This window comes from Erwinia sp. 2186 (assembly GCF_057812255.1).
In genome coordinates this window covers 3567163-3588555 of record NZ_CM173824.1, presented here as the reverse complement: position 1 = coordinate 3588555, position 21393 = coordinate 3567163, and the positions used below count along the sequence as shown (strand labels likewise).

General features: G+C 56.8%; 23 protein-coding genes. 6 read left to right on the top strand and 17 right to left on the bottom strand.

The window, feature by feature from the left end; translation table 11 throughout:
• Window positions 1–6: 6 nt before the first annotated feature.
• From ACXKZG_RS16750 to ACXKZG_RS16725, 6 genes are all read right to left on the bottom strand, one after another.
• Complete coding sequence (locus tag ACXKZG_RS16750) at window positions 7–1239, bottom strand: protein-disulfide reductase DsbD family protein (RefSeq protein ID WP_013201171.1); 1233 nt, start codon at window positions 1237–1239, stop codon at window positions 7–9.
• A gap of 42 nt (window positions 1240–1281) precedes the next feature.
• A complete protein-coding gene (locus ACXKZG_RS16745; protein ID WP_053146398.1) occupies window positions 1282–1845 on the bottom strand; it encodes a peroxiredoxin in 564 nt (187 codons plus the stop codon).
• 175 nt (window positions 1846–2020) lie between these two features.
• Complete coding sequence (locus ACXKZG_RS16740; RefSeq protein WP_346565785.1) at window positions 2021–3340, bottom strand: MFS transporter; 1320 nt, start codon at window positions 3338–3340, stop codon at window positions 2021–2023.
• Window positions 3337–3984, bottom strand: coding sequence for a DUF4286 family protein (locus tag ACXKZG_RS16735; protein WP_013201174.1), 648 nt, complete (start codon window positions 3982–3984; stop codon window positions 3337–3339). Before ACXKZG_RS16735 ends, ACXKZG_RS16740 begins: the two co-directional genes overlap by 4 nt.
• A 59-nt stretch (window positions 3985–4043) precedes the next feature.
• Entirely contained in the window at window positions 4044–5405 is a 1362-nt protein-coding gene (locus ACXKZG_RS16730; RefSeq protein ID WP_488875174.1) for an amidase, read from the bottom strand.
• Window positions 5406–5447: 42 nt separating this feature from the next.
• The gene (locus tag ACXKZG_RS16725; protein ID WP_346599510.1) at window positions 5448–6158 is read right to left on the bottom strand and encodes a DUF2848 domain-containing protein; all 711 of its coding nucleotides are present in this window, start codon (window positions 6156–6158) and stop codon (window positions 5448–5450) included.
• A 132-nt stretch (window positions 6159–6290) separates the two neighbouring features.
• Between ACXKZG_RS16725 and ACXKZG_RS16720 the strand changes: the two genes are divergently transcribed.
• From ACXKZG_RS16720 to ACXKZG_RS16700, 5 genes are all read left to right on the top strand, one after another.
• Window positions 6291–6968, top strand: a complete 678-nt coding sequence (locus tag ACXKZG_RS16720) for a GntR family transcriptional regulator (protein ID WP_488875173.1) — start codon at window positions 6291–6293, stop codon at window positions 6966–6968.
• Between the two features lie 144 nt (window positions 6969–7112).
• Window positions 7113–7463: an anti-adapter protein IraP gene (iraP, locus tag ACXKZG_RS16715; RefSeq protein ID WP_013201178.1), complete on the top strand. Its 351-nt coding sequence runs from the start codon at window positions 7113–7115 to the stop codon at window positions 7461–7463.
• 154 nt (window positions 7464–7617) lie between these two features.
• Window positions 7618–7776, top strand: a complete 159-nt coding sequence (locus ACXKZG_RS16710; protein WP_167738374.1) for a hypothetical protein — start codon at window positions 7618–7620, stop codon at window positions 7774–7776.
• Window positions 7777–7975: 199 nt separating this feature from the next.
• On the top strand, window positions 7976–8626 hold the full coding sequence (gene zinT, locus ACXKZG_RS16705) for a metal-binding protein ZinT (protein WP_488875172.1): 651 nt from the start codon (window positions 7976–7978) through the stop codon (window positions 8624–8626).
• Between the two features lie 560 nt (window positions 8627–9186).
• Window positions 9187–9573 carry a RidA family protein gene (locus ACXKZG_RS16700; RefSeq protein WP_049789585.1) on the top strand — a complete coding sequence of 129 codons (387 nt, stop codon included), beginning with the start codon at window positions 9187–9189 and terminating at the stop codon, window positions 9571–9573.
• Window positions 9574–9656: 83 nt separating this feature from the next.
• Here ACXKZG_RS16700 and ACXKZG_RS16695 read toward each other — a convergent pair whose 3' ends face one another.
• The 10 genes from ACXKZG_RS16695 to ACXKZG_RS16650 form a co-directional block, all read right to left on the bottom strand.
• Window positions 9657–10214 carry a flavin reductase family protein gene (locus tag ACXKZG_RS16695; protein ID WP_013201181.1) on the bottom strand — a complete coding sequence of 186 codons (558 nt, stop codon included), beginning with the start codon at window positions 10212–10214 and terminating at the stop codon, window positions 9657–9659.
• Between the two features lie 45 nt (window positions 10215–10259).
• Window positions 10260–11267: an aldo/keto reductase gene (locus ACXKZG_RS16690; protein ID WP_488875171.1), complete on the bottom strand. Its 1008-nt coding sequence runs from the start codon at window positions 11265–11267 to the stop codon at window positions 10260–10262.
• A 67-nt stretch (window positions 11268–11334) separates the two neighbouring features.
• Window positions 11335–11736, bottom strand: a complete 402-nt coding sequence (locus tag ACXKZG_RS16685) for a RidA family protein (RefSeq protein ID WP_013201183.1) — start codon at window positions 11734–11736, stop codon at window positions 11335–11337.
• Window positions 11737–11777: 41 nt separating this feature from the next.
• Window positions 11778–12719, bottom strand: a complete 942-nt coding sequence (locus ACXKZG_RS16680; protein WP_049789586.1) for an ABC transporter permease — start codon at window positions 12717–12719, stop codon at window positions 11778–11780.
• Window positions 12701–13798: an ABC transporter permease gene (locus ACXKZG_RS16675; RefSeq protein ID WP_346595091.1), complete on the bottom strand. Its 1098-nt coding sequence runs from the start codon at window positions 13796–13798 to the stop codon at window positions 12701–12703. The genes ACXKZG_RS16680 and ACXKZG_RS16675 overlap by 19 nt, the downstream gene beginning before the upstream one ends.
• The gene (locus ACXKZG_RS16670) at window positions 13791–15299 is read right to left on the bottom strand and encodes an ABC transporter ATP-binding protein (protein WP_013201186.1); all 1509 of its coding nucleotides are present in this window, start codon (window positions 15297–15299) and stop codon (window positions 13791–13793) included. Before ACXKZG_RS16670 ends, ACXKZG_RS16675 begins: the two co-directional genes overlap by 8 nt.
• Before the next feature lie 4 nt (window positions 15300–15303).
• Entirely contained in the window at window positions 15304–16269 is a 966-nt protein-coding gene (locus ACXKZG_RS16665; protein WP_013201187.1) for a BMP family protein, read from the bottom strand.
• 82 nt (window positions 16270–16351) lie between these two features.
• Window positions 16352–17473: an LLM class flavin-dependent oxidoreductase gene (locus tag ACXKZG_RS16660; RefSeq protein ID WP_041691936.1), complete on the bottom strand. Its 1122-nt coding sequence runs from the start codon at window positions 17471–17473 to the stop codon at window positions 16352–16354.
• On the bottom strand, window positions 17451–18275 hold the full coding sequence (locus tag ACXKZG_RS16655) for an alpha/beta fold hydrolase (RefSeq protein ID WP_488875170.1): 825 nt from the start codon (window positions 18273–18275) through the stop codon (window positions 17451–17453). Before ACXKZG_RS16655 ends, ACXKZG_RS16660 begins: the two co-directional genes overlap by 23 nt.
• A 162-nt stretch (window positions 18276–18437) precedes the next feature.
• Window positions 18438–19325 (bottom strand): LysR family transcriptional regulator, encoded by an 888-nt coding sequence (locus ACXKZG_RS16650; protein WP_013201190.1) that lies wholly within the window; start codon window positions 19323–19325, stop codon window positions 18438–18440.
• Between the two features lie 187 nt (window positions 19326–19512).
• Between ACXKZG_RS16650 and ACXKZG_RS16645 the strand changes: the two genes are divergently transcribed.
• Window positions 19513–19674 (top strand): YnfU family zinc-binding protein, encoded by a 162-nt coding sequence (locus ACXKZG_RS16645; protein ID WP_225309779.1) that lies wholly within the window; start codon window positions 19513–19515, stop codon window positions 19672–19674.
• Between the two features lie 381 nt (window positions 19675–20055).
• On the opposite strand, the gene ACXKZG_RS16640 is transcribed toward ACXKZG_RS16645, so the two are convergent.
• Window positions 20056–21303, bottom strand: coding sequence for a diguanylate cyclase domain-containing protein (locus ACXKZG_RS16640; RefSeq protein ID WP_488875169.1), 1248 nt, complete (start codon window positions 21301–21303; stop codon window positions 20056–20058).
• Window positions 21304–21393 lie beyond the last annotated feature (90 nt).

Below are 21393 nucleotides of genomic sequence, written 5' to 3'. Positions count from 1 at the left end.
CTTTGATCACGCTTTTTTGCCGCTCGCCTGATTAAGGGCATTCACCACGATCGACGGGGTCAATACCTGCGGCAACACCTTCGGTGCACTGCCATCAGCCGGATACACCACGTACAGCGGCAGACCGCCCTGGCCGAATTCGTTCATCGCATCATCAATGTCGGGGTTAAATTTCGTCGAGTCGGCAACCATATATACCGTGCCGGTGCGCAGCAACGCCTCTTTCACCGCCGTGGTGGAGAGCGTGGTGCGCTGGTTTACCTGACAAGTAATACACCAGGATGCGGTGAAGTCCACCATGATCGCTTTACCGTGCCCGCGCGTCTCGGCAACGGTTTGTGGCGACCATTTCACCTGGGTAACGGCTGCGGCGGTTTGTCCGTCAGGCAGCGGGGCGCCAGGCTGGATAATGCCGGTCACCGGCGCTATCACAGCCACCAGCAATGCGGCGGTAACGGCATACAGCAGCTTGTGCGATTTTTCACGAAAACGTCGTTTCTGCGCGATGCCGTAAAGCCAGCCGGCAAAACCGAGCAGCACCGAGCAGGCGAGGATCGTCGCCAGTGCGCCGGTACCGGCCTGTTGCGCCAGCACCCACACCAGCCAGGCATAAGCACCGAACATCGGGAAGGCGAGGCCGTGTTTAAGCACATCCATCCACGCGCCAGGGCGAGGCAGGCGTTTTGCCAGCTGCGGGAACAGTGACACCAGCGTAAAGGGTGCGGCGAACCCCAACGCCAGCGAGAAAAATATCGCCAACGAGACGGCCGGCGGCTGCACCAGCGCATAGCCAATCGCACTGGCCATAAACGGCGCGGAGCATGGCGTGGCGACCACGATCGACAGCGCACCGGTCAGCGCCGAACGCACTAACGCACTGCGACCGACTTCGATTTCGCCCGCGCGCTGCAACGAAAGCCCGACTTCAAAGACGCCAAGAAGATTCAGCGCCGCACCCAAAATAATTAGCGCCAGGATGGCAATGACCAGCGGCGACTGGAGTTGAAAACCCCAGCCCACCGCATCACCGGTGGCCCGCGCCGCCAGCAGGATGCCCGCCAGCGCCATCATGGTGACGACCACGCCCGCCAGGAAGGCCAGTCCCTCGGCGCGTGCCGCCGACGAACTGCCCTGATGACGCAGCAAACCCAGCGCTTTCAGGGAGATCACCGGAAACACGCACGGCATAAAGTTGAGGATAATGCCGCCTAAAAAGGCGGACAAAATAGCAGTTAACATAACGGGCCTCAGCAGGCTAAAGGGTGACCGGCAAACTCAGGATCAGGAATGCGAAGCAGAGTATTGTTTCACCGCGTCCATGGCTTTCTGAATATGGGTATCCGGGTTGCGGTCGGTGAAGCTCAGCAGGATCTTGCCGTCTGGCGCGATGACATATGAGGTACGGTCAGAGACGGTTTTGCCTTTGATCTGCATGGTGGTCTGGTATTCGCTGGCCACTTTCGCGCCAGGGTCGGCAGCTACGGTGAATTTATCGCGGCATTCCAGTTTAGAGAATTCGCCAATCTGCTCGGTATTGCCGGCGGTCACGCCAACCACGCTGGCACCGAGCTTTTTAAAGCCATCGGTCGCTTCGGCAAAGTCATGAGCTTCAATGGTACAGCCTTTGCTGAAGGCCACCGGGAAGAAGTAAAGCACGACCGGGCCTTTTGCCAGCGCCTGCTGCAGCGAGAAGGTCAGCGGCTTGCCCGCCAGTGCGCCCTGAAGCTTAAAGTCCGGGGCCTGCGCGCCGACCGGCAGTGCGGCGTAAGCGTTGAGGGCAGGCATCGCGAGGCTCATAACAGCAGCGGCGGTCACAGAACAGAGAAGTTTTTTTGTACGGTTCATGTCGGGCTCCAACAGGTTTACAGGAAGTGCGTTAATAAACAGTTCGCTGTCACGCTGCGGAAAGTTTCGCGGAGGGAAAAATAAATCGCGGTTTTATGTATAAAAACAGGCGGAGGGGAACCTGCGCCGACGCAAGCCTGGCGCAAGTTCCGTTTTCAAGGGGCAGAACGCGGGGTTACAGCGGTTTTTTGGCCGTCTCTTTCGCCGCCAACACCGCCAGTAAGGTGACAATCAGCGCCACCGAGACATAACAGGATACCGCTAACGTGGTGCTGAACTCGGTAAACAGCGTGGTAATGATCAGCGGCGCGAAGCCGCCGCCAACAATTCCCGACAGCGTATAGGCTAACGAAGAGCCTGCGTAGCGCACGCGGGTCGGGAATTGCTCGGTAACAAACGCCGCCTGCGGGCCATACATGATGGCGTGAACCTGCAGGCCACCGATAACCGCCAGGCAGATCAGCACCGGATGGGCGCTGTCGAGCAGCATAAAGAACACGAAGGACCAGGCGATCGCCAGCACCGCGCCCATGATGTACACCGGGCGACGTCCCCACCGATCGGACAGCGCGCCAAACATCGGCACGGTGATGGCGTTGCCCAGCGCCCCAAGCATGGTCGCCATCAGCGCCACCGGACGCGGCAAGTGCAGCACGGTCGTGACGTAGGTCAGCGTAAACACCACCACCAGCGCATACAGCACATCTGAGCCGATGCGGGCGCCGCCCGCCACCAGCAGCGGACGCAGATGGTGAGTAAACACCTCTTTGACCGGGGTGTGGGTGGTATTTTTCGCTTTTTCTAACGCCAGGAACGCGGGCGTTTCACCAACGCCACGGCGCAGCCATAAACCAAAAATCACCAGCAGCAGGCTGAGTACGAACGGAATACGCCAACCCCATTGCTGGAAGTCTTCTGGCGACAGGAACACCGTCACCAGCGTGATCAATCCGGTGCCAATCAGCGTGCCACAGGACGGTCCAACCTGAGCGAATGACGCGTTGCGGCCACGCTGTTCCGGTTTACCATGCTCCATCGACAGCAACACCGCACCCGCCCATTCGCCGCCCAGCGCGATACCCTGAATAAAGCGCAGGCTGACCAGCAGCAGCGGACTCCAGATCCCCCAACTGGCGTAGCCGGGCAACAGGCCCATCAGCGCGGTGGTGACGCCCATGATCACCAGCGTGGTCACCAGCACGAACTTACGCCCCAGCACATCGCCCAAATGACCGAAGATCATGCCGCCAACCGGGCGCGAGACATAGCCGACCGCATAGGTTGAGAAGGCCAGAATGGTGCCCACCAGCGGGTCAAACGACGGGAAAAAGACGTGGTTGAAAATCAGCGCGGCCATGATGTTGTAGACGGTAAAGTCATACCATTCCAGCGCGGTGCCGATTGAACTGGCCGCCGCCAGACGACCGGTTTTGGGCGGCGTCTGTTCAGCGCTGGCAGTTTTTGGCCGCAGGGTATCAGTAGATGACACACTCATGATTTCACCTCCTGCGCGGTCAACTGCCAGCCGAGCGCGTAATGCATGACGTCATTGTGGCGAAGTGCCAGCGCATCACAGGCCTGGGACGCCAGCCTTTGCGAGGCTTCAGCGCTGCTGGATTCAATCAGCATCATCGGCAGAAGCTGCCGGTTGTCAGGGGATTCTTTCGGCAGCGGTGTGCTGAGCGTCGCGTCCGGCGTTAACAGGCTGGAATGAATGAAGCCAGGCTGCGCGAACAGCGTTTCACCCAGTTGGGCAATGTTGCTTTCCGCGATGCCCGCGGCCAGGGTCAAAATGGCGAGATGGCTGCCAGAGCCCAGGCCAACCTGGGCGCTGATGGTGCACACCCGGCGCATCGGCGACTGCATTTTTTGCAGACAGGCCTGCGACCAGGCCGTTTGTTGCGTGAAGGCCGCGTGATACGCCGGGGAGGTGAAGCTTTCCAGCGAGTCGGTTTTATACAGGCCAAGATATTTGCGTCCGCCTTGCAGCGACTGATAGCGCGTACCAGAGCGAAAACCTTCAATTCTTACGCGTTCTTCAACGTGTTCGCGATCGTACCAGTGGTTAAAATCCGCTTCATCCTGTGCGGCGACGTCGGTGGCGACAAAAAGCATGCCCTGATTTTTTGGAGAAGTCATCATTAGTCCTGCCGTTTTCAGTGTCATGGTGAGAAGAGGTGTTTGCGGTTATCTGTCTGTTATTGGTGTGCTTTAAGCACGGTCTCAATCGCCAGCGCCCAGCTCATCAGCGCGTCGTCCTGCATGGGTAACGCCGCGACCATTAAGCCGACCGGTGCCTGACCCTTTGCCGAACAAGGCAAAGAGACGGCGCAGCCATCAAGGAAGTTGATCACCGACGGATTGCGCAGTGCCGCGCCGTTGATGCGGAAATAGGCGTCCTCATCGGCTTCCAGATCGGCAATGCGCGGGGCAATAAACGGCACGGTGGGCATTAACAGCGCGTCGTACTGCTGAACGATGTGGCTGACGCGCGTTTGCCAGTCGGCGCGTTGTTCCACCAACCGCTGGCGATCGGCTTCACCCAGGGCTTCACCGCGACGAATGCGCGAGACCACGCGCGGGTCATAACCTTCAGCGCGTTGCGCTATCAGCGGCTGGTGCCATTCCCAGGATTCCAGCGCGGTAAATCCCCCGCTGGCATTAATGGCGGAAAGCTCGGCGATTTCCCTCAGCGGAATGGCAGAAACCCTGGCTCCGGCCTGTTTCAGCGCCATCACCGCCCGCTCAAACGCGGCGGCAACCTGGGTATCCAGACCCTCCAGCACCCCCGTCTGGGGCACTGCAAAATGGGCGTCGGCAAGATTTTTTACCGTCAGCGATAACGGCCGGTTGGCTATCACCGCATCGAGTGCGACGCAGCTTAAGACGTCGTGAGCCAGGGTGCCGACAGAGTCGAGTGACGCCGAAAGCGGCAGTACGCCGGCCATTGAAATTCGACGTGCGGTGGGTTTGTACCCGGTCAGACCGCAGAACGCTGCCGGAATACGCACCGATCCGCCGGTATCGCTGCCGATTGCCCCGAGACACATGCCATCGCTGATCGATACGGCGGCACCGGAAGACGAGCCGCCAGGAATACGGCGTGCAGCGCGATCCCAGGGATTTGCCGGCGTGCCGTAGTGCGGATTAATTCCGAGACCGGAATAGGCAAATTCAGTCATATTGGTTTTACCGACGATCACCGCACCGGCTTGCAACAGCTTGTCGACAATCGCCGCATGGGATTCGGCGACGGGCGCATCCGCCAGCACGGTCGAGCCGCCGGTGGTGGCTTCACCCTGCAGGTCAAACAGGTCCTTGATCGACACCGGCACGCCATCCAGCGGCGAAAGCGCGTTGCCGGCCGCCCGGCGCTGAGCCGAGGCTTCAGCCTGCTCGCGTGCCCACTGCGCATACACTTGGGTAAAGGCCCGCGAGCCTTCACCTTCGCGAGCAGCGATCGCCGCCAGTGCCTGTTCGGTCAGCTGCACGGAGGTCACCGTACCAAGCTCCAGTTGTTCGATGGCCTGTTGCAGGCTTAAAGAGGGGTAAGAATTCATGGCGATACTCCTAGTTTCAAAGGGTGACGATCGGGGTCAGGCTCAGGCGATAACCGGTAATTCAAGGCTGTGATAGTCGTGGCAAATGCGGCGGCCCAACTGCTCATCAACCAGCTCCATACGGAATTCCGTTGCAGGACGAATGCCACCTATTGCCGCGACGGTGCCGCAGGTCATCCCCAGTCCTTCAGCCGGCACCTCACCATCCGGCAAATAGCGGCTTAGCAGGTCATCAGGTTTGCGCAGGCTGGCGAGCGTGCCTTCCTGATACAGGCGGAATTCGCCGTCTTCTTTTATCCATGCACGCAGGATCAGCTGGTCCCAGTGCCCGGCGACCTCGGTCATTCTCCAGGCCTGCGTCGCCACGGGCTTCACACACAGTTGTTTGGAGAGCGCCACGCTGTGCGATTCCAGCTCACGATCGGTGTGATCGGAGGCCAGTGAGACAAACACCTCGCCCTGATGGGTAAAGATAAACACTTCCGCTTCGCCAGAGCTGGCGGCGCCAATCACTTCCACCGAGTGACTTTGTGTCAGCTGGTTAGCGGCAACCCGATAGAAGAGGGGAACTGCACTCGGACGGGGCACGCCCAGGGCTTCCAGTTCACTAATATGGTGCGCGATAGCGTCAGGATCGCGTCCTGCCCATCCGGCGATCACCAACTTGTTGATGTCAACAGTCAGGCTTTCGGTGCGGTTTTTTGTATTATTATCAACACCATGAGCTGATGGCAGTGTGAAGGTAAGTTGCATGGGGAAACGCCTCTTTTACTGATTGAATAGAAAACACAGTGAAATTTCACTATAACTTCATTTATCAAATAAGCGATTTCCGTGCCATGTTTTGTGTAGAATGTCTAAAAATCTTCTCAGCACGCGCTGGATATGAAGACTGATGTCACAGAAACGGAGGAACGACCGGTGAGCGAACAGTCAGGGCTATCGTTAAACGAGCAGGCGTATAGCCGATTCAGGCAGGCATTGGTCACCCTGAGCTACAAGCCAGGGGAATATCTCAATACCGCGCAGGTGATGAGCGACCTGGAGATGGGCAGGACGCCGGTGAATCAGGCTATCCACCGTTTGGCCAACGAAGGGCTGTTGCAGATTATTCCGCGCAAAGGGGTGATGGTTTCACCGCTGTCCGTGGATGACGCGCTAGAACTGATTGATGTCAGGCTGGCCAATGAAATGCTGTGTATGCGGCTGGCCAGTTCGCGTATTTCGGCTCAGGAGCTGTCGGAACTCGACGCCATCAATCAGCAGATTGAAGCGGCCAGCGAGCGCCGCGATCGTGACGAGATGATGCTGCTGGATAACCAGTTTCACCAGCTGTTGGCCAGAATTTCCGGCAATAAGATGTTGATGGATATTCTTAGCGTGCTGCATGCGCAATCGCAGCGCTTCTGGGCCAGCTCGTTGTCGAAAGAAGGGCATATGCAGGAAGTGATTGAGGAACATCGGGCGATTATCAGCGCGCTGGCCGCACGGGACGGGCAGGCCGCCGCCGACGCGGCGGAAGTGCATATTTTGTCATTCCGCCATGCGCTGTTGCGCCGCTAACCGACTCACAATACCGCACCTGTTATCGATTGAAGCGGGCGCTCACCCGCTGCTTGCTTTATTCGCGGTATTAAATCTTCTCGCCCATCTTGAGTAAAGTTTCTACAGAGGTAAGATATCCTTCGTTTCCAGGGGGAACCTTCAATGAAAAACGTTATCTTTAGCATGCTCGCTAAAATTTCAAAAATGGATGCGGAATCCAAGCAGTTAACCGCACAGGTGGAAGCGCAGTCCTTACTGATCGGTGCATTGACGCTGACGGTGGGTAAAAACGGCGGTATGACCCGAATGGTCGAGAGCGTTAACAAAGCCATCAATTCGGTACTTGATTCGCAAGATGATGTGCTGAGATCCGATGCGGATATATTGCTGAACGAATTCCGTAACCTGCTGGAAGTGACGCGTCTTATCGAACAGGCTGATGCCGAACTCGATCAGGAGGCGCTGGCTGCAGCAGGGGGTGATTCACTGGAGATCTTGCCCCAGCCGAAGTAGGGCCGCCTGAAGCGGCTTCAATCCTGGCCGTGATGTGCCAACATCACCGGCCTGAGCTTATTTTTTCTTTCGCCCTGATGTGTGATGTCAGGCACCTATTGCGTAAAAGCACCTCCTATAGTTAATACACCCATATGGGCTAACGGAGGTGAGTATGTCTGAACGTCCCGATGACCTTGAACCACTCCCAGATGATGCAGAGTTCCCTGAGGAGGAAGATGAAGATGAAGCCGGATTGCCATTAGGCACGGACGATGTAGAAAATCCCGTTGAAGATGATGATGAGCCCGTAGATCCACGAGAAGACATCTGAATTCTCTGATAAACCGCCAGAATGGCGTGCGCCATACCCGATTTCGGGGGCCACGCCATCAGCGCGGTTTTTTTTCGTCCTGAATCCGTCTGCATTAACCCCGCTTCACACCGCCCGGTGCATTTTCAACACATCTTGTTGATCTTTGATATGTTATATCATAACATTTAATCCTCTGTTACTTTTTGAGGATTCAATTTTGGCGGGTCACTTTGGAAAATTTGCGTTAGCTCTGGGTAGTCTTCTGGTTAGCGGACAGGCACTGTCGCATGGTCATCATTCGCACGGTGTGCCGTTGACGGAGGTCGAGCAGAAGGCGGCTGATGGGGTGTTTGACGACAAAAACGTTAAGGACCGCAAGCTTGAGGATTGGGATGGCGTCTGGCAATCCGTTTATCCGCTGCTGTTGAAAGGCGAACTGGATCCGGTATTCAAAAAAAAAGCGCAGAAGGATAAAAGTAAAACCTTCGACGATATTAAAGCCTATTACCGCAAAGGTTATGCCACCAATATTGAGAGCATTGGCATCGAGAATGGCACCATGGAGTTCCACGTTGGCGAGCAGGTCAGTAGCTGTAAGTATGACTATGCTGGCTACAAAATCCTGAACTATGTCTCTGGTAAGAAGGGTGTCCGCTATCTGTTCACCTGCTCTGATGCCAGCAGCAAGGCACCAAAGTTCGTGCAGTTCAGCGACCATATTATCGGTCCGCGTAAATCGTCCCACTTCCATATTTTTACCGGCAATACTTCCCAACAGGCCCTGTTGGCCGAAATGGACAGTTGGCCGACCTACTATCCGTTCCAGATGACGGACGAGCAGGTGGTTGACGAAATGCTGCACCACTAAGGCGATGACTGCCCCGAGCGGGGGGATTATCTGCGCCGTTTACCCTTTATCAGGACGAAAAAAAGCCCACTCGAAGGTGGGCTTCTTCTCACTTGCCGGATAGTAGGAGTACCCAGCATGTTCGGGAATAGGGCGATAAGGCGACTACCATACAGTGATCTCATCAGATAGACAGCCTTGATCAAAGTTTAGTCAGCTTTAGGCCGGGCAGGGCAATAATTAATTAGTAAGCAGGCTAATAATAACGACAGCAAGAAGTGCTAAGAATCATCTTAAGGATTGCGGGATAATCTCTCTCGCCCCCTTCAAGAGCTAAGCCAATGCGAGTGCCGGAGATAAGCGCCGGATGGGGAGCAGTATTTAAAGAGGTCGCCTTTCGGCGGCCTTTTCTCGTTATAAAGCTCCGCTTTTCACCGACAAGGTCTGGGCAAGGTCAGATTAGCAATCATCTTCCTTTACAGCGCGTTGCCTTATCAGCAACGCCGCGTGGACGAAATGCGTCTACGGTAACCGGTTTCAATCTGCTAATGTTGATGTTCTTTTGTGCATTGGGGATCGTTATGACTGTCATAAATCCTGACGGGTTGAAGGCCAGAAGTTACTACAACCACATCAAAATCCGGCCCGGCACACCGGTGTTTCCTACCGGACAGGTCGCCTGGGATCAGGACGGCAGAATCGTTGGGGTGGGCGATATGCGGCAACAGGTTGAGCAGGTGTACGCCAATATCGACAGGTTACTGGCAGGATTAGGCGTCAGTCGCGATACCATTGTCCGAACCACTACCTATGTGACCAATCTGGCGCTGGTGGCCGAAATTCATCCGGTGCGTGAGCGCTTCTTCGCCGGGCTGGAATTGCCCGCCAGCACGCTGTTCAAGGTATCGGCACTCGCTGAGCCGGAACTGATGCTGGAAATCGATCTGGTTATTATGTTGCCGCTCTGAACAACGTCTTCTGCAACATCCTCCGCTCTGGCGAACATGTTTCTGAACCGGTGACCGTGTGTCAGGGCGGTCACCAGCCGAGATCAGACTTCCGTCACCACCAGCTCATTAAGATGATGGAAACGGCGATCCATATACAGCAGCGGCGCGGCATCGGCACGAGGATGGGTAACACCGGTCACTTCGCCAAGAAAAATACCATGGCTGTGCCAGTCAACAATCTTTGCCAGACGGCATTCAAACGACACCAGCGCTTCGGCACAGATCGGCGCCCCCTGCGCTGAAAAGCTCCAGTCACCGGTCTGAAAGCGCTCCGCCCGACGGCTGGAGTTGCTGAAAATATCCACCAGTGAAACGGCCTCTTTCGACAACACATTTACGCAGAAACGGCCTCCCTCCTGAATCATTGCAAACATCGACGCATTGCGGTTAACGCACACCAGCAAGGTTGGCGGCTCGGCACTGACCGAGGTTACGGCGGTGGCAATCATGCCGCTGTGCACACCGTCGTGATGAGTGGTGATCAGGCATACACCGGCTGGCAGCAGGCGCATCCCGCCGCGATACGCATCGGCAACATTGCCTGCCGCTTCGGTTACTGGCGGGATTATGCTGCCAGGGGCACTTCTGGACTCTGTCATGAACGAACCTTTAACAATCGGTAATGGGTTAAAATGTTATGCCTGTCACCTGCGAGTGACGCGACCTTCAATCGGGTGATGGCTGTCCACCGGACCGAGGCTGGAGCTTTTACCCGGCGAAACCAGCCGGTCGCAAAAGGCTTCATCTTCAGCCGTCCAGTCGCACGCCATCGCGGCTATACCGTCCTGCCACTGCTCAAACGTTCTCGGACCCAGTAGCGTGCTGGTCACGAGGCTGTTACGCATCACCCATGTCTGGGCAAGATGCGCTGGTTTACGTCCGGTCTGTTCGGCGTACGCCGCCAGCTCGCTCGCAGCCTGCAGCGACTCGGGCCGCCATTCCGCTTGCAACATGCGCGGGTCGCCTCGTCCGGCGCGGCTGCCCGCATCGGGTGCCTGATCCGGGCGATACTTGCCGGTCAGAATGCCGCGCGCCAGCGGACTGTAGCAAACTGTGCCGGTGCCAAAATACGCAGCAGAAGGCAGAATTTCTACTTCTGCTTCACGATTGACCAGGTTGTAAAGCGGTTGCGTAGCGACCGGCCCAGCGATGCCGGCCTGATGGGCCAGACGTACCGTTTCTGCCAGCCGCCAGGCTTTGAAATTGGATACGGCGAAATAACCGATTTTGCCCTCTCGGATCAAATCGGCGAAGGCCTGCACCATCTCTTCCAGCGGGGCATTGAAATCCGCTTTGTGCATATAGAGGATATCGATGTAATCGGTGCCCAGGCGGGTCAGTGACGCATGGGCCGCTTCGCGGATCCACTTACGTGACATGCCGCCCTGATTCGGGCCTTCGCCCATCGGATTACCGGCTTTAGTTGCCAGCACCCAGCGATCGCGTTCGGCGGCAATCGCCCGCCCCACCACGCGCTCTGACTCGCCTTTGTTATAGACGTCGGCAGTATCGATAAAATTGACTCCGCTGTCGCGTGCGGCGGCGATAATCTGCCGCGAGGTGGCCTTGTCGGTCACTCCGCCGAACATCATGGTGCCCAGGCAAATCTCTGAGACTTTTAGCCCACTGCGGCCCATATAACGGTATTGCATCTGGCAAATCCTCTTGGTTGCACTTGCGGAGCAGTAAGCTTAGCCGCTCCGCGAACGGCCCATGTCGTCAGGCTGGAATGATGGCGGTGGTAGCAATCTCAACCAGAAACTCAGGCCTGACCATTTCCAGCTTGACGCAAAAACGTGCCGGCAAAATAGCCGGGAAGTAGGTGACGTACAGTTCGTTGAATTTATGGTAGTCGTCCAGATTACGCAGGAAGATCTGATTCATCACCACGTGATCCATGCTGCTGCCGGCCGACTCTAACACCACTTTGATGCTGTCCAGTACCCGGCGCGTCTGTACTTCAATATCGCCTTCACCAACGATGCTGCCATCAATCGGATCGGTCGAGAGCATGCCAGCGACGGAAATATGGTTGCCCGACTTCACGCCCCAGTTAAGGTGATTGAGGCCGGTCGCAGTTTTGCCAATGATCCAACCTTCCGGATTTATTGCCTGATTCATCTCTGACTCCTGTTGGGGCTTCCGCCCACGGTGTTAAGTGATTAACGCCCCGATCCGCGGAGGAAAGGGCGACCTAAATCTGCCGGTGCCGCGCCCGCCCGACCCATCATGATCCAGGCAAACAGCGCGACCACAAACGGCATTGCCATTAACAGCGACGGCGCGATATCAATGCCCAGATATTGCCCCTGGAACTGCAGGGCCTCGAGCAGGCCGAGCACCACAGCGACGATCAGCACCCGCAGCGGCTTCCAGCGGGCAAAGATGGTGATGGCAATCGCCAGATAGCCGCGACCGGCGGTCATATCGTCGACGAAGATCCCGCCCGAGGCGACGATGCACAAATAGGCGCCACCCAGTCCCGCCATCAGGCCGGTGAACAACGCGGCAAAAAAGCGCAGGCGTAATACCGGGTGGCCGGCGGCATCGGTGGATAATGCATTTTCGCCCACCGCCCGCAGCAACAGTCCTGCGCGAGTAAAGCGGAACAATACCCACAGCGCGATGCCCACCAGCACCGCCAGATAGAACACCGGGCTTTGCGAGAACAGGGCGCGTCCCACCACCGGAATATCCGACAGCCAGGGCAGTTTTAACATCGAGACGGACCGCATTGAGCCGCTTGCCGGCGCACCGCTTAGCCATAGTTGCCGAATCAGTGATGTCGCGCCGATGGCCAACAAATTGAAGCCAATGCCCATCACAATCTGGTTGGCACGGGCAAAAACGGTGGCGAATGCCAGCACCGCTGCCGCCAGCAGTCCGCCCGCCATGCCAGCCAGCAGAGCGAGCATCGGCGAGCCGGTTACTGCCAGTCCCAGCGCCGAGGCAGACGCGCCAAACAGCATCAGACCTTCCAGCCCGATGGTGAACACGCCCGCCCGTTCAGAAACGGTTTCGCCCAGTGCGGCGAGCATCACCGGCACGCAGAGCCTCAGCCCACCGGCAAAAAACAGGGCCAGAGTTACAGCGTCGAATTCCATACCGGCCTCCCTTTCACCAACATCACGCCACTGATGGTCGCGAGGAAAATAATCGGCATGCCACCAAGCACATCCGCTAACGCCGCCGGGATCGAAAAGGTACTTTGCAGGGCCAGCGCGGCACTGTTGATCGCGCCAAAATAGAGCGAAACGATGATGGCGCCGAAGGGTTCAAGACCGGCGAGGAAAGAGACCGCCAGCCCTTCAAACCCCAAGCCGGAAGAGAAGCCGTCAATCAGACGGTACTGCACGCCCAGTACTTCAAATGCCCCGGCCAGTCCACTAATTGCACCTGAAATCGCCATACTGGAAATCACATTTTTTGCCGCAGACTGACCCTGAAACTGCACAAAGCGCGGGCTCTGGCCGCTGGCCCGCAGTTTTAAACCAAATGCGGTATGTTTCAGCATTACCCAGACGGCGAGGGCAATCATCAGGGCCAAGAACACGCCAGAGTGCAGACGTGTGCCGGCAATCACCTGTTCAAAAACGCCATCAGCCGGTAACTGCGCGGACATATTGAAGTTGGAATTCGCCGGACGCATCGGCCCTTGCACCAGATACTTGAGGGTATAAATAGCGATAAAATTCATCATCAGCGTCACGATGATTTCATCGATGCCACGCCAGACTTTCAGCACGGCGGGGATCAATCCCCACAACGCACCGCAAAGCGCACCACTGAGGATCGCCAGCGGCAGCAGGGCAGCGCCAATATCGCCGAAGGCGAGAAACGGCAACATCGCGCCGATGGCGCCCATTTGCAGCTGTCCTTCGCCACCCAGATTAAACATGCCGCCGCGAATGGCCACCAGCGCACCCAGCGCCACCAGCAGCCGCGGCGTCATAAACACCAGCGTATCGGACAGCGCGCGCACCGAGCCAAACGCGCCATCCCACACCACGCTGATGGCGGAATGTAGCGGCACGCCCATTGCGGCGATTAACCCCAGCCCGAGGATCGCCGATCCGATAAAGGCGCTGAGGGTGACCCATAAGGAACTGGCCGCGCTAAGCCTGGCGATAACGCGACGCAAAGATGCGCTGGATTCGGTCAGTGGATTGATTGATTCAGACATGTTCACCCCTTGCTGCTTGCGACGGCACGCCCTGACCCTGAGTCATCAGCGTGCCGATTCGCTCAATAGTCATCTCATCTCCCGCGACTTCGCCGGTAAAACGGCCGCCGTTCATCACCACGATGCGATCGGAAATGCGCAGTAATTCTTCAATATTGGAGGAGATAATCACCACGGTAGTGCTGGCATCTGCCGCTTCGGTGAGGCGGATTAACACCGCTTCTGCGGCGGCCATATCCAGCCCGCGCGTGGGCTGATAAACCACGATGATGGCCGCCGATTCCGCCATCGCCCGCGCTACCACGATCTTCTGCTGATTCCCCCCGGAAAGGGCGCGGGCAGGGCTAGTCGGCGAGTGGGTTCGAATATCGGATTGGGCGATCATTTCGCCGGCGCGCTGAGCAATGGCCGCATGGTTAAGCAGCCCCAGACGGCGGTACTGGCCCTGCATAATTTTCGGATAGAGCAAATTATGGCTAACCGGCAAATCCAGCGATAACCCTTCGTGATGGCGATCCTGTGGCACCAGCGCCACCGTCACCTCCTCGCCGCAGCGGGTGATCTCGCCACTCTCTGGCACTCGTTGGCCCGCCAGCAGTTCAAACAGTTCGGTTTGCCCGTTGCCTTCCACCCCGGCGATGCCAATCACTTCCTGCTGGCGTAGCGTCAGGTTGATATTGCTCAGTCCGGGCGAGCCACTGGCAGGACGTAAATTGACCCCGCTGACGTGCATCCGCTCAATGCCGGGCTGGCGTTGGCTGCCCAGCCGCGTGCCGCTGGCGACCGCACGGCCAACTATCTTTTCGACCAGCTCATCAGCACGACAGTCTTTAGTCATGCCCGTGCCGTTGGTTTTGCCGCGCCGGAGAATGGTGTAACGGTCGGCGTTAGCCAGCACTTCGTCGACATTGTGGGTCACCACCGCCACCGCCGTGCCTTTTTTACAGATACGCCGCACCGTGTCGTACAGCGCCACAATTTCAGCCGGGGTAAGGATAGTGGAGGGCTCATCCAGCAACAGCACGCGGGTGTCATTCACCAGCGCTTTCAGGATCTCGACGCGCTGCTGCAATGCCAGCGGTAGCTGCCCGACGATGGCGTGCGGATCGAGATCGACGCCATAGCCCTGCATAAAGGCGCGAATGTCCCCGTCCCGCCGCAGCGCTTTACGGCGTTCGCCCCTGGCAACCAGTGCCAGATTCTCGGCAACGGTAAACGGGCTGACCAGCTTGAAGTGCTGATGAACCATGCCGATGCCATTGGCTATCGCATCGGCAGGCTGGCGGTGGATCACCTGGCGTCCAGCCATAAGCACGCCACCTTCACTCGGTTCGTGCACGCCGTACAGAATATTCATCAAGGTCGACTTGCCGGCCCCGTTCTCGCCCAGGAGCGCGTGGATCTCGCCTGGATAAAAAGACATGCAGACCTTATTCAGCGCGACGAAACCGTTTGGGTAGCGCTTCGAGACGTGATCAAGTTCGATGACGGGGCTGGACATGCGGCTATTCCTCAATCTTAATCTTGCCAGCCTTCAGATCGTCAATCACCTTAAACACTTTCGTTTCAACGTCTTTGCCGACATGGGCAAACGGCGTTTTCAGCGACCAGCCATTGGTGGCTAAATTCTCGGTGATAATGCGGTTGCCCAGCTGGTGGTCAGCAAAGTGCTTACCGATATCGGCATACGACTTGTCAAAGTTCATCACCGTGGAGGTCATGATCGCGTTCGGGAAGGATTTTGATTGATCGGTATAGGAGCCGATAGTCAGTACGCCTTCATCATCGGCCGCTTGCTGAATACCGGCATCGGCGGTATCTGCCGCTGGGATGATAAAGTCGGCGCCACGGGCGATGGTGCCGGTAGCAATTTCTTTTGCGCGGGCCACGTCAGTGAAGGAGCCGACATAGGCCGAGTCGACCTGGATTTTAGGGTTGACGTAAGCCGCCCCTTTTTTGATGAACTGCACGGTGCGTTCAGCCGACGGGATCGGTTCACCGCTAATCACCGCGATATGTCCGCTCTTACTGGCAGACGCGGCCAGCACACCGAGCACAAAGCCATATTCATCCCAGTCGACCGACCAGGCGGAGTAGTTCGGCAGGTTCGCCGTAGTGCTCTCGTAGGAATAGAGTACAAACTGGGTGCCGGGGAAGGCGGGGGCCACTTCCTTGATCGCCGCGGAATAGCCGGATGAGTGGGCTATAACCAGCTTCACGCCATCCGACGCTAGCTGACGCAGCACCGCAGGCGCGGATTCATAGGTGGTGTTTTCAAGATAGCTGGGGGCGAAACCGTCTTTGGTCGCCATGGATTTGAATGCGGAATAGCCGGCCATATCCCAAGAGCCCTGGCTGACGGTTTGGGTAAACAACGCGGCAACGCGCGGTTTGCTGTCATCTGCGTGCGCAACCGGGCCGTAACTTATTGCTGAGGAGACCGCAAAAGCCAACATCATTTTCATTTTCATAGCTCAACTCCTGGCGAGCCGCGAAGCGGCAAAGGTGATTCATAAGAGGCTGAGACAGGCCCAGCCTGAAGGTGACTACCGATCAACGCTTTACAGATTTTTGCCAGGCACGGGCGTTGGTATCGACGCCATGCAGCTCCAATACCTCCAGCACCTCGGTGCCGACCGTGCGCAGGTCATCGATGAAGTCCGGCACAATCACAGTGACGCCATCCAGCTGTGCCCCTTTAACAATCGCCGCCAGCTTGTTGCCGATCGTCTCCGGAGAGCCAACCAGTGCGGCGCGCGTCATCGAATTACGCTGCTCACCCTGCGAAACGAAACGCTGAGCCATGGTGTTTTGCTTGAAGCTTTTATCGCCGGAATATTCACGCGTCTGGTTATCCAGCGCGATGGTATCGACGCCGGCGTCATAGAAGGCCACCCGCTCCTGCGCTTCAGCATCGGTTGCGCCCGGAACGATGGTAAACAGCCCGTACGTTTTGAAGTCGGGTTTACCTTGCTGCGCCGCGAGCTCTTTGGCCCGCAGGCCGGTTTTAATAAAATCGTCGTGGTCTGAGCCGAGCATAAAACTGCCGGTGCAATGTTCGATGGTGAACAGGAAGCCCCGGTCGGAGGCGCCGGCGCAGATGATCGGTGGCGGGGAAACCGGTTTAGGGTTCGACATACAGTCGGTCAGTTGGTAGTGCTTACCCTGATGATCGACCCGATCTTCGGTCCACAGGCGTTTAAGCACCTCCAGCCATTCCGCCGCCAGCTCATAGCGTTCGCCATGATCCAGATCCATCCACAGCCCCATCTGCCCCTGATCGGTGGGATTGGATCCCGAAACGATATTCAGCGCAAAGCGCCCTTTAGAGATTTGATCGAGCACAGCGGTCATTTTGGCCACTACCGCCGGATGGAAAACCATGGTATGCACCGTTCCCCACACGCCAATTCGGCTGGTGGCCTGCGCCAGTCCCGCCATGGTGGTCAGGCTTTCCAGCGTGACGTCCCAGTGTTTAGACGGACCGCCGTAGCCGCGCCATTTCGCCATCGACAAGGCAAAATCAAATCCTAATTGCTCCGCCAGCACGGTGACGTCGCGGTTGTAATCATAGGTCGCCGGCAGTTGAGGGCTGTTGGTAGAGGTGATCCAGCCGCCGTTACCGACCGGGAGAAAGACGCCAAACTCAACGTTACGCGATTCGTGGTTGCTCATAAGCACCTCCGTTTGCCGGGCTGTGGATGGCTGCCACAAACCCAAACGTAATCTGGTTAAACAATGCGGGTTCCGTTTCAGACAGACTGTGTCCGCCCTGCGGGACGATTTTTAGTTCCGATCCGGCGATGCCCTCAGCCAGCAGGCGCGACTGGTAAGGTGGGGTCAGCACGTCATCCTGTGCGCAGAGCACCAGCGTCGGGATGGCGATCAGCGGCAAACAGGCGATAGCATCGTGCGCCATAATGGCGTCAATGCGGCTGAGCACCACCTCGCGCTGCGGAAATTTGGCGGCCGAGGCCAACAACGCTGGGGACAACACCTCGGCATTGGCTCTTACATGATCCGGTGGGTAAAGGAACAATGCGCTGCCATGTACATATTCTTCCACCGTGCTGCCCACAAGCAGCGCGCGGCGCATACGGAAACACCAGTTGAAATGCCGGTCCGACTTCGCCCAGCTGGCGTACATCACCATGCCGGCCAGCAGGTCAGGATGACGCGCGGCGAGGATCTGGCCGATGGCGCCACCCGTGGAATGGCCAATCAGGATCGGCCGTTCCAGCTTCAGTTCGCTAAGCAGACAAAACAGATCGTCGACCAGCGTTTCAATGCTGTATGGTCCGGCGGGATGTTCAGTCGTGCCAGACCCGCGCTGATCGTAGGTCAGAACGGTGAAGTCTTTGGCAAAAGCCGCAATCTGCGGCTGCCAGTAGGCCGCCGTTCCGCCCAATCCGGAGACAAAGACAATGGCCGGACCCGTGCCCTGAATTTCATAGTGGGTCAGTATCCCGTTAGTCATGATGCTCGGCATGGTTCTACCCTCGTTAGCGTCTTGCCTGACCAGGTCAGGTGCGTGAAGTCTTCGATGGCTAAATAAATATCACGCCCGCCGGGCGGTGATGTAATACCGAATGCAGCACGCCGCGTTGACTGTTTTAGAACGCCCGCCGGTTTGGCAGAATTAACCAATCTCTTTGCAGATATGCTTCAGAAACTGATGGGCAGCGAAGGAGAGAGAGCGATCGCGATGCACGCAGATTTCGATGGTGGCGGATTGCATCGCCTCGTTTTCAATGGGAATGGCGCGCAGCAGATTTTGCTGGATCTCTTTGGTGGCGATCTGTTCTGGGCCGATGGTTAAGGTTCTGCCCGCCATCGCCATTGCTTTGGTCAGCTCAAGATTATTGGTGTTCACAATCGATTGCGGATTCAGATGCAGGTTGCGAATATTTTTATCGAAGGTCTGACGCAGACCGAAGCTGGAGACGGGCAGGGCGATTGGCCAGGCGCAAATATCTTCCAGCGTCAGAGAATCATGGTCGGCTAGCGGGTGTTTCGGTGACACCAGGCACTGAATTGGTGCAGCGCAGCGTTTAATCACCTCGATGCCGGGGCGTTCACCCATGTTAAAAACGATGCCAATATCAATCTCATCGCGCATGATCGCTTCAATTGTCCGGTCGGAGGATTCGCTATATATGGAGAACTGAATGGCTGGGTAATTTTCATTAAATTCAGTCACTATGCGCGGTAATATCGCCTGAACCACCGCTTCAATCACCCATATTTTGACTTCCCCTTCGCGCAGGCCTTTTAAATTTTTAATCGACTCATGGATACGATCTAAATCCCGTACCATTTTTCGGGTAAAGCGTTCCAGCATCATGCCTGCGGGCGTCAGCCGGATACCGGTGTTGGTGCGCTCCAGCAGCATAACGCCGAGGCTGTGTTCGAGTAATGCGATCTGGCGACTGATGGCCGACGGGGCGACGTGCAAGCGATCGGCGGCGCGACGAATCGATCCGCTGGCCACTACCTCATTGAAATATTTATAAGTATTTAAATTCATACCAACCCCTGAAAGCAAAATGTTGCCGTAATGACGTTCAGGGCTGATGCAACATTGATACCAACGGGCGTTGCCAAACTGGCAGCACTAGCAAAGCAGGGCTTTCATGCAGAATGCGAGAACGAACAGAATAAAAAATAATCAGCGGTGGTATGATTAGGCCCATTCACCAAAAAGGTCGACGATAATGTCCTTCTTAAATCAGCTCATGGGCAGAATGACCAAAGGGACCTCTCAAACAAAATGCCCGGTTTGCGGTAAATCATCACAACAGTCATTCGCCAAAGTGAACCGTGAACAAACGCTACTTTGCCCGCACTGTAAATCCCTGTTCGTCGTCCATCCTTAAGGCCCAGCTGAGCTATACTTTAGCTACCCAATAATGGGTGAAGGAGGTCTTATGCTCACAGACCCGGAAGTCAAAAGGTGGGCCTCGTTGATGCTCACATCCGCCTTGCGCGGAGGCACGTGTAAAGAAACCATATGTCAGCAAATTGTTCTGTTGCGAACGCGTCATGGTACAGATGCACTGGAAGAGGTGTTAGAAGCAATGCTGTTGGAGGCGGGCCGTATCGGCACCTTGCACAGCGATGGCACCTTGTATGTCCAGGAGAGTGTTAACAAACCCGACCGACGCCCGCACTGATCGTTGCTATTTCAGTTAAATCTGCCGCCTTCCTGACGTGGATCTCACTATTTAACGGGGTCCAGTTCACGAAGGCGGCTTTTTTTATTCTGCGGGTGGCTCAAAAAACTGATATGACCCGTCACCCCGGGCCTTCGCCTGGTACATGGCTTTATCGGCATTATCAAATAACACCCTGGCCGATGCGGTGCCAAACTGTGCGAGGCTGATGCCTATTGCCGCCCCGACCTGTACCTTGATGCCATTGATAGAAAAAGGCTCTATCAAACTGTCGATCAGGCGTTGGGCAATGGTCGACGCCACCTCGCGATTGCTGCACTTGGCGGCCACCACAAATTCGTCTCCACCCATACGTGCCACCGAGTCGCCCGGTCGCATGCAGTGTTGTAGCCGCTCGCTGACCCGCTGCAGCAGGACATCTCCCGTCGCGTGCCCCATCGAGTCATTGACCGCCTTGAACCCATTCAAATCGATAAACAGCACCGTTGTCCAGGCCCGATCTTCGCCCTGCGAGAGCATGCAGCTAACCTGTTCGTTGATCCAGGCCCGATTGGGCAATCCGGTCAACGTATCGTGAGTCGCCAGCTTTTCGAGTTTCCGCATCCTTTCCTTATCACGCGTAATGTCGCGCGAAATCAGCACGGCGCCGATGTTTTTGCCTGAGGAAGGATCGCTGACGCTGCAGGCCTTGGTGCCCAGCGTCATGTAATGGCCATCGCGATGTAGCTTGCGCACCTCAACCACGTCCGGCAATTCGCCGCCGTTGAAGAGGTGTTCCAATACTTCTGTGGCGGATGCGCGGTCGTCGGGATGCAGGAAGTCCACCACCCGCTGGCCGGTCATCTCATCGGCTGACCAGCCGATCATTTTGCTGTAAGAGGGCGAAATCGAAACGTACCTGCCGTCCGCGTCACAGTGGGCGATTAAATCCGTACTGTTTTCAATCAACAGACGATATTCCGCCGCGGTGCGCAGCGCGTCTTCCAGCGCTTTGCGCTGTGCGGTGATATCCAGAATAAAGCCGCTGTAACGCAGGCGAGGCACACCGGGTTGGCGATCCGGCAGGCCGGAGACAATCACCCGCCGCGTCGTTCCGTCCAGGCATTGGATAGGCACTTCGAGACTAAAAGGCGTCACACATTCCAACGCCGCAGCCAGTTGCAGCGCGATCTTCGCATCATCATCTGCCTGTGCCAGCCTTAGCCAGGCACAAAGCGTGACGCCTTTCAGCGCAGGCATCAGGCCTGCGGGGCTTTCCTGACTGGCGATGCATAAGCCTTGGGCGTCCATGGACCAAACGGCGGAGAGGGTAGGTTTGATCACAGTGTTCATGATGGTTGGATCCGGTGTTTGCTGACGCGGGCCTGTCTGACAGCGGTTTCTACGATGCCATTTTGCCTGCAGAATTGAGCGGGAATTATC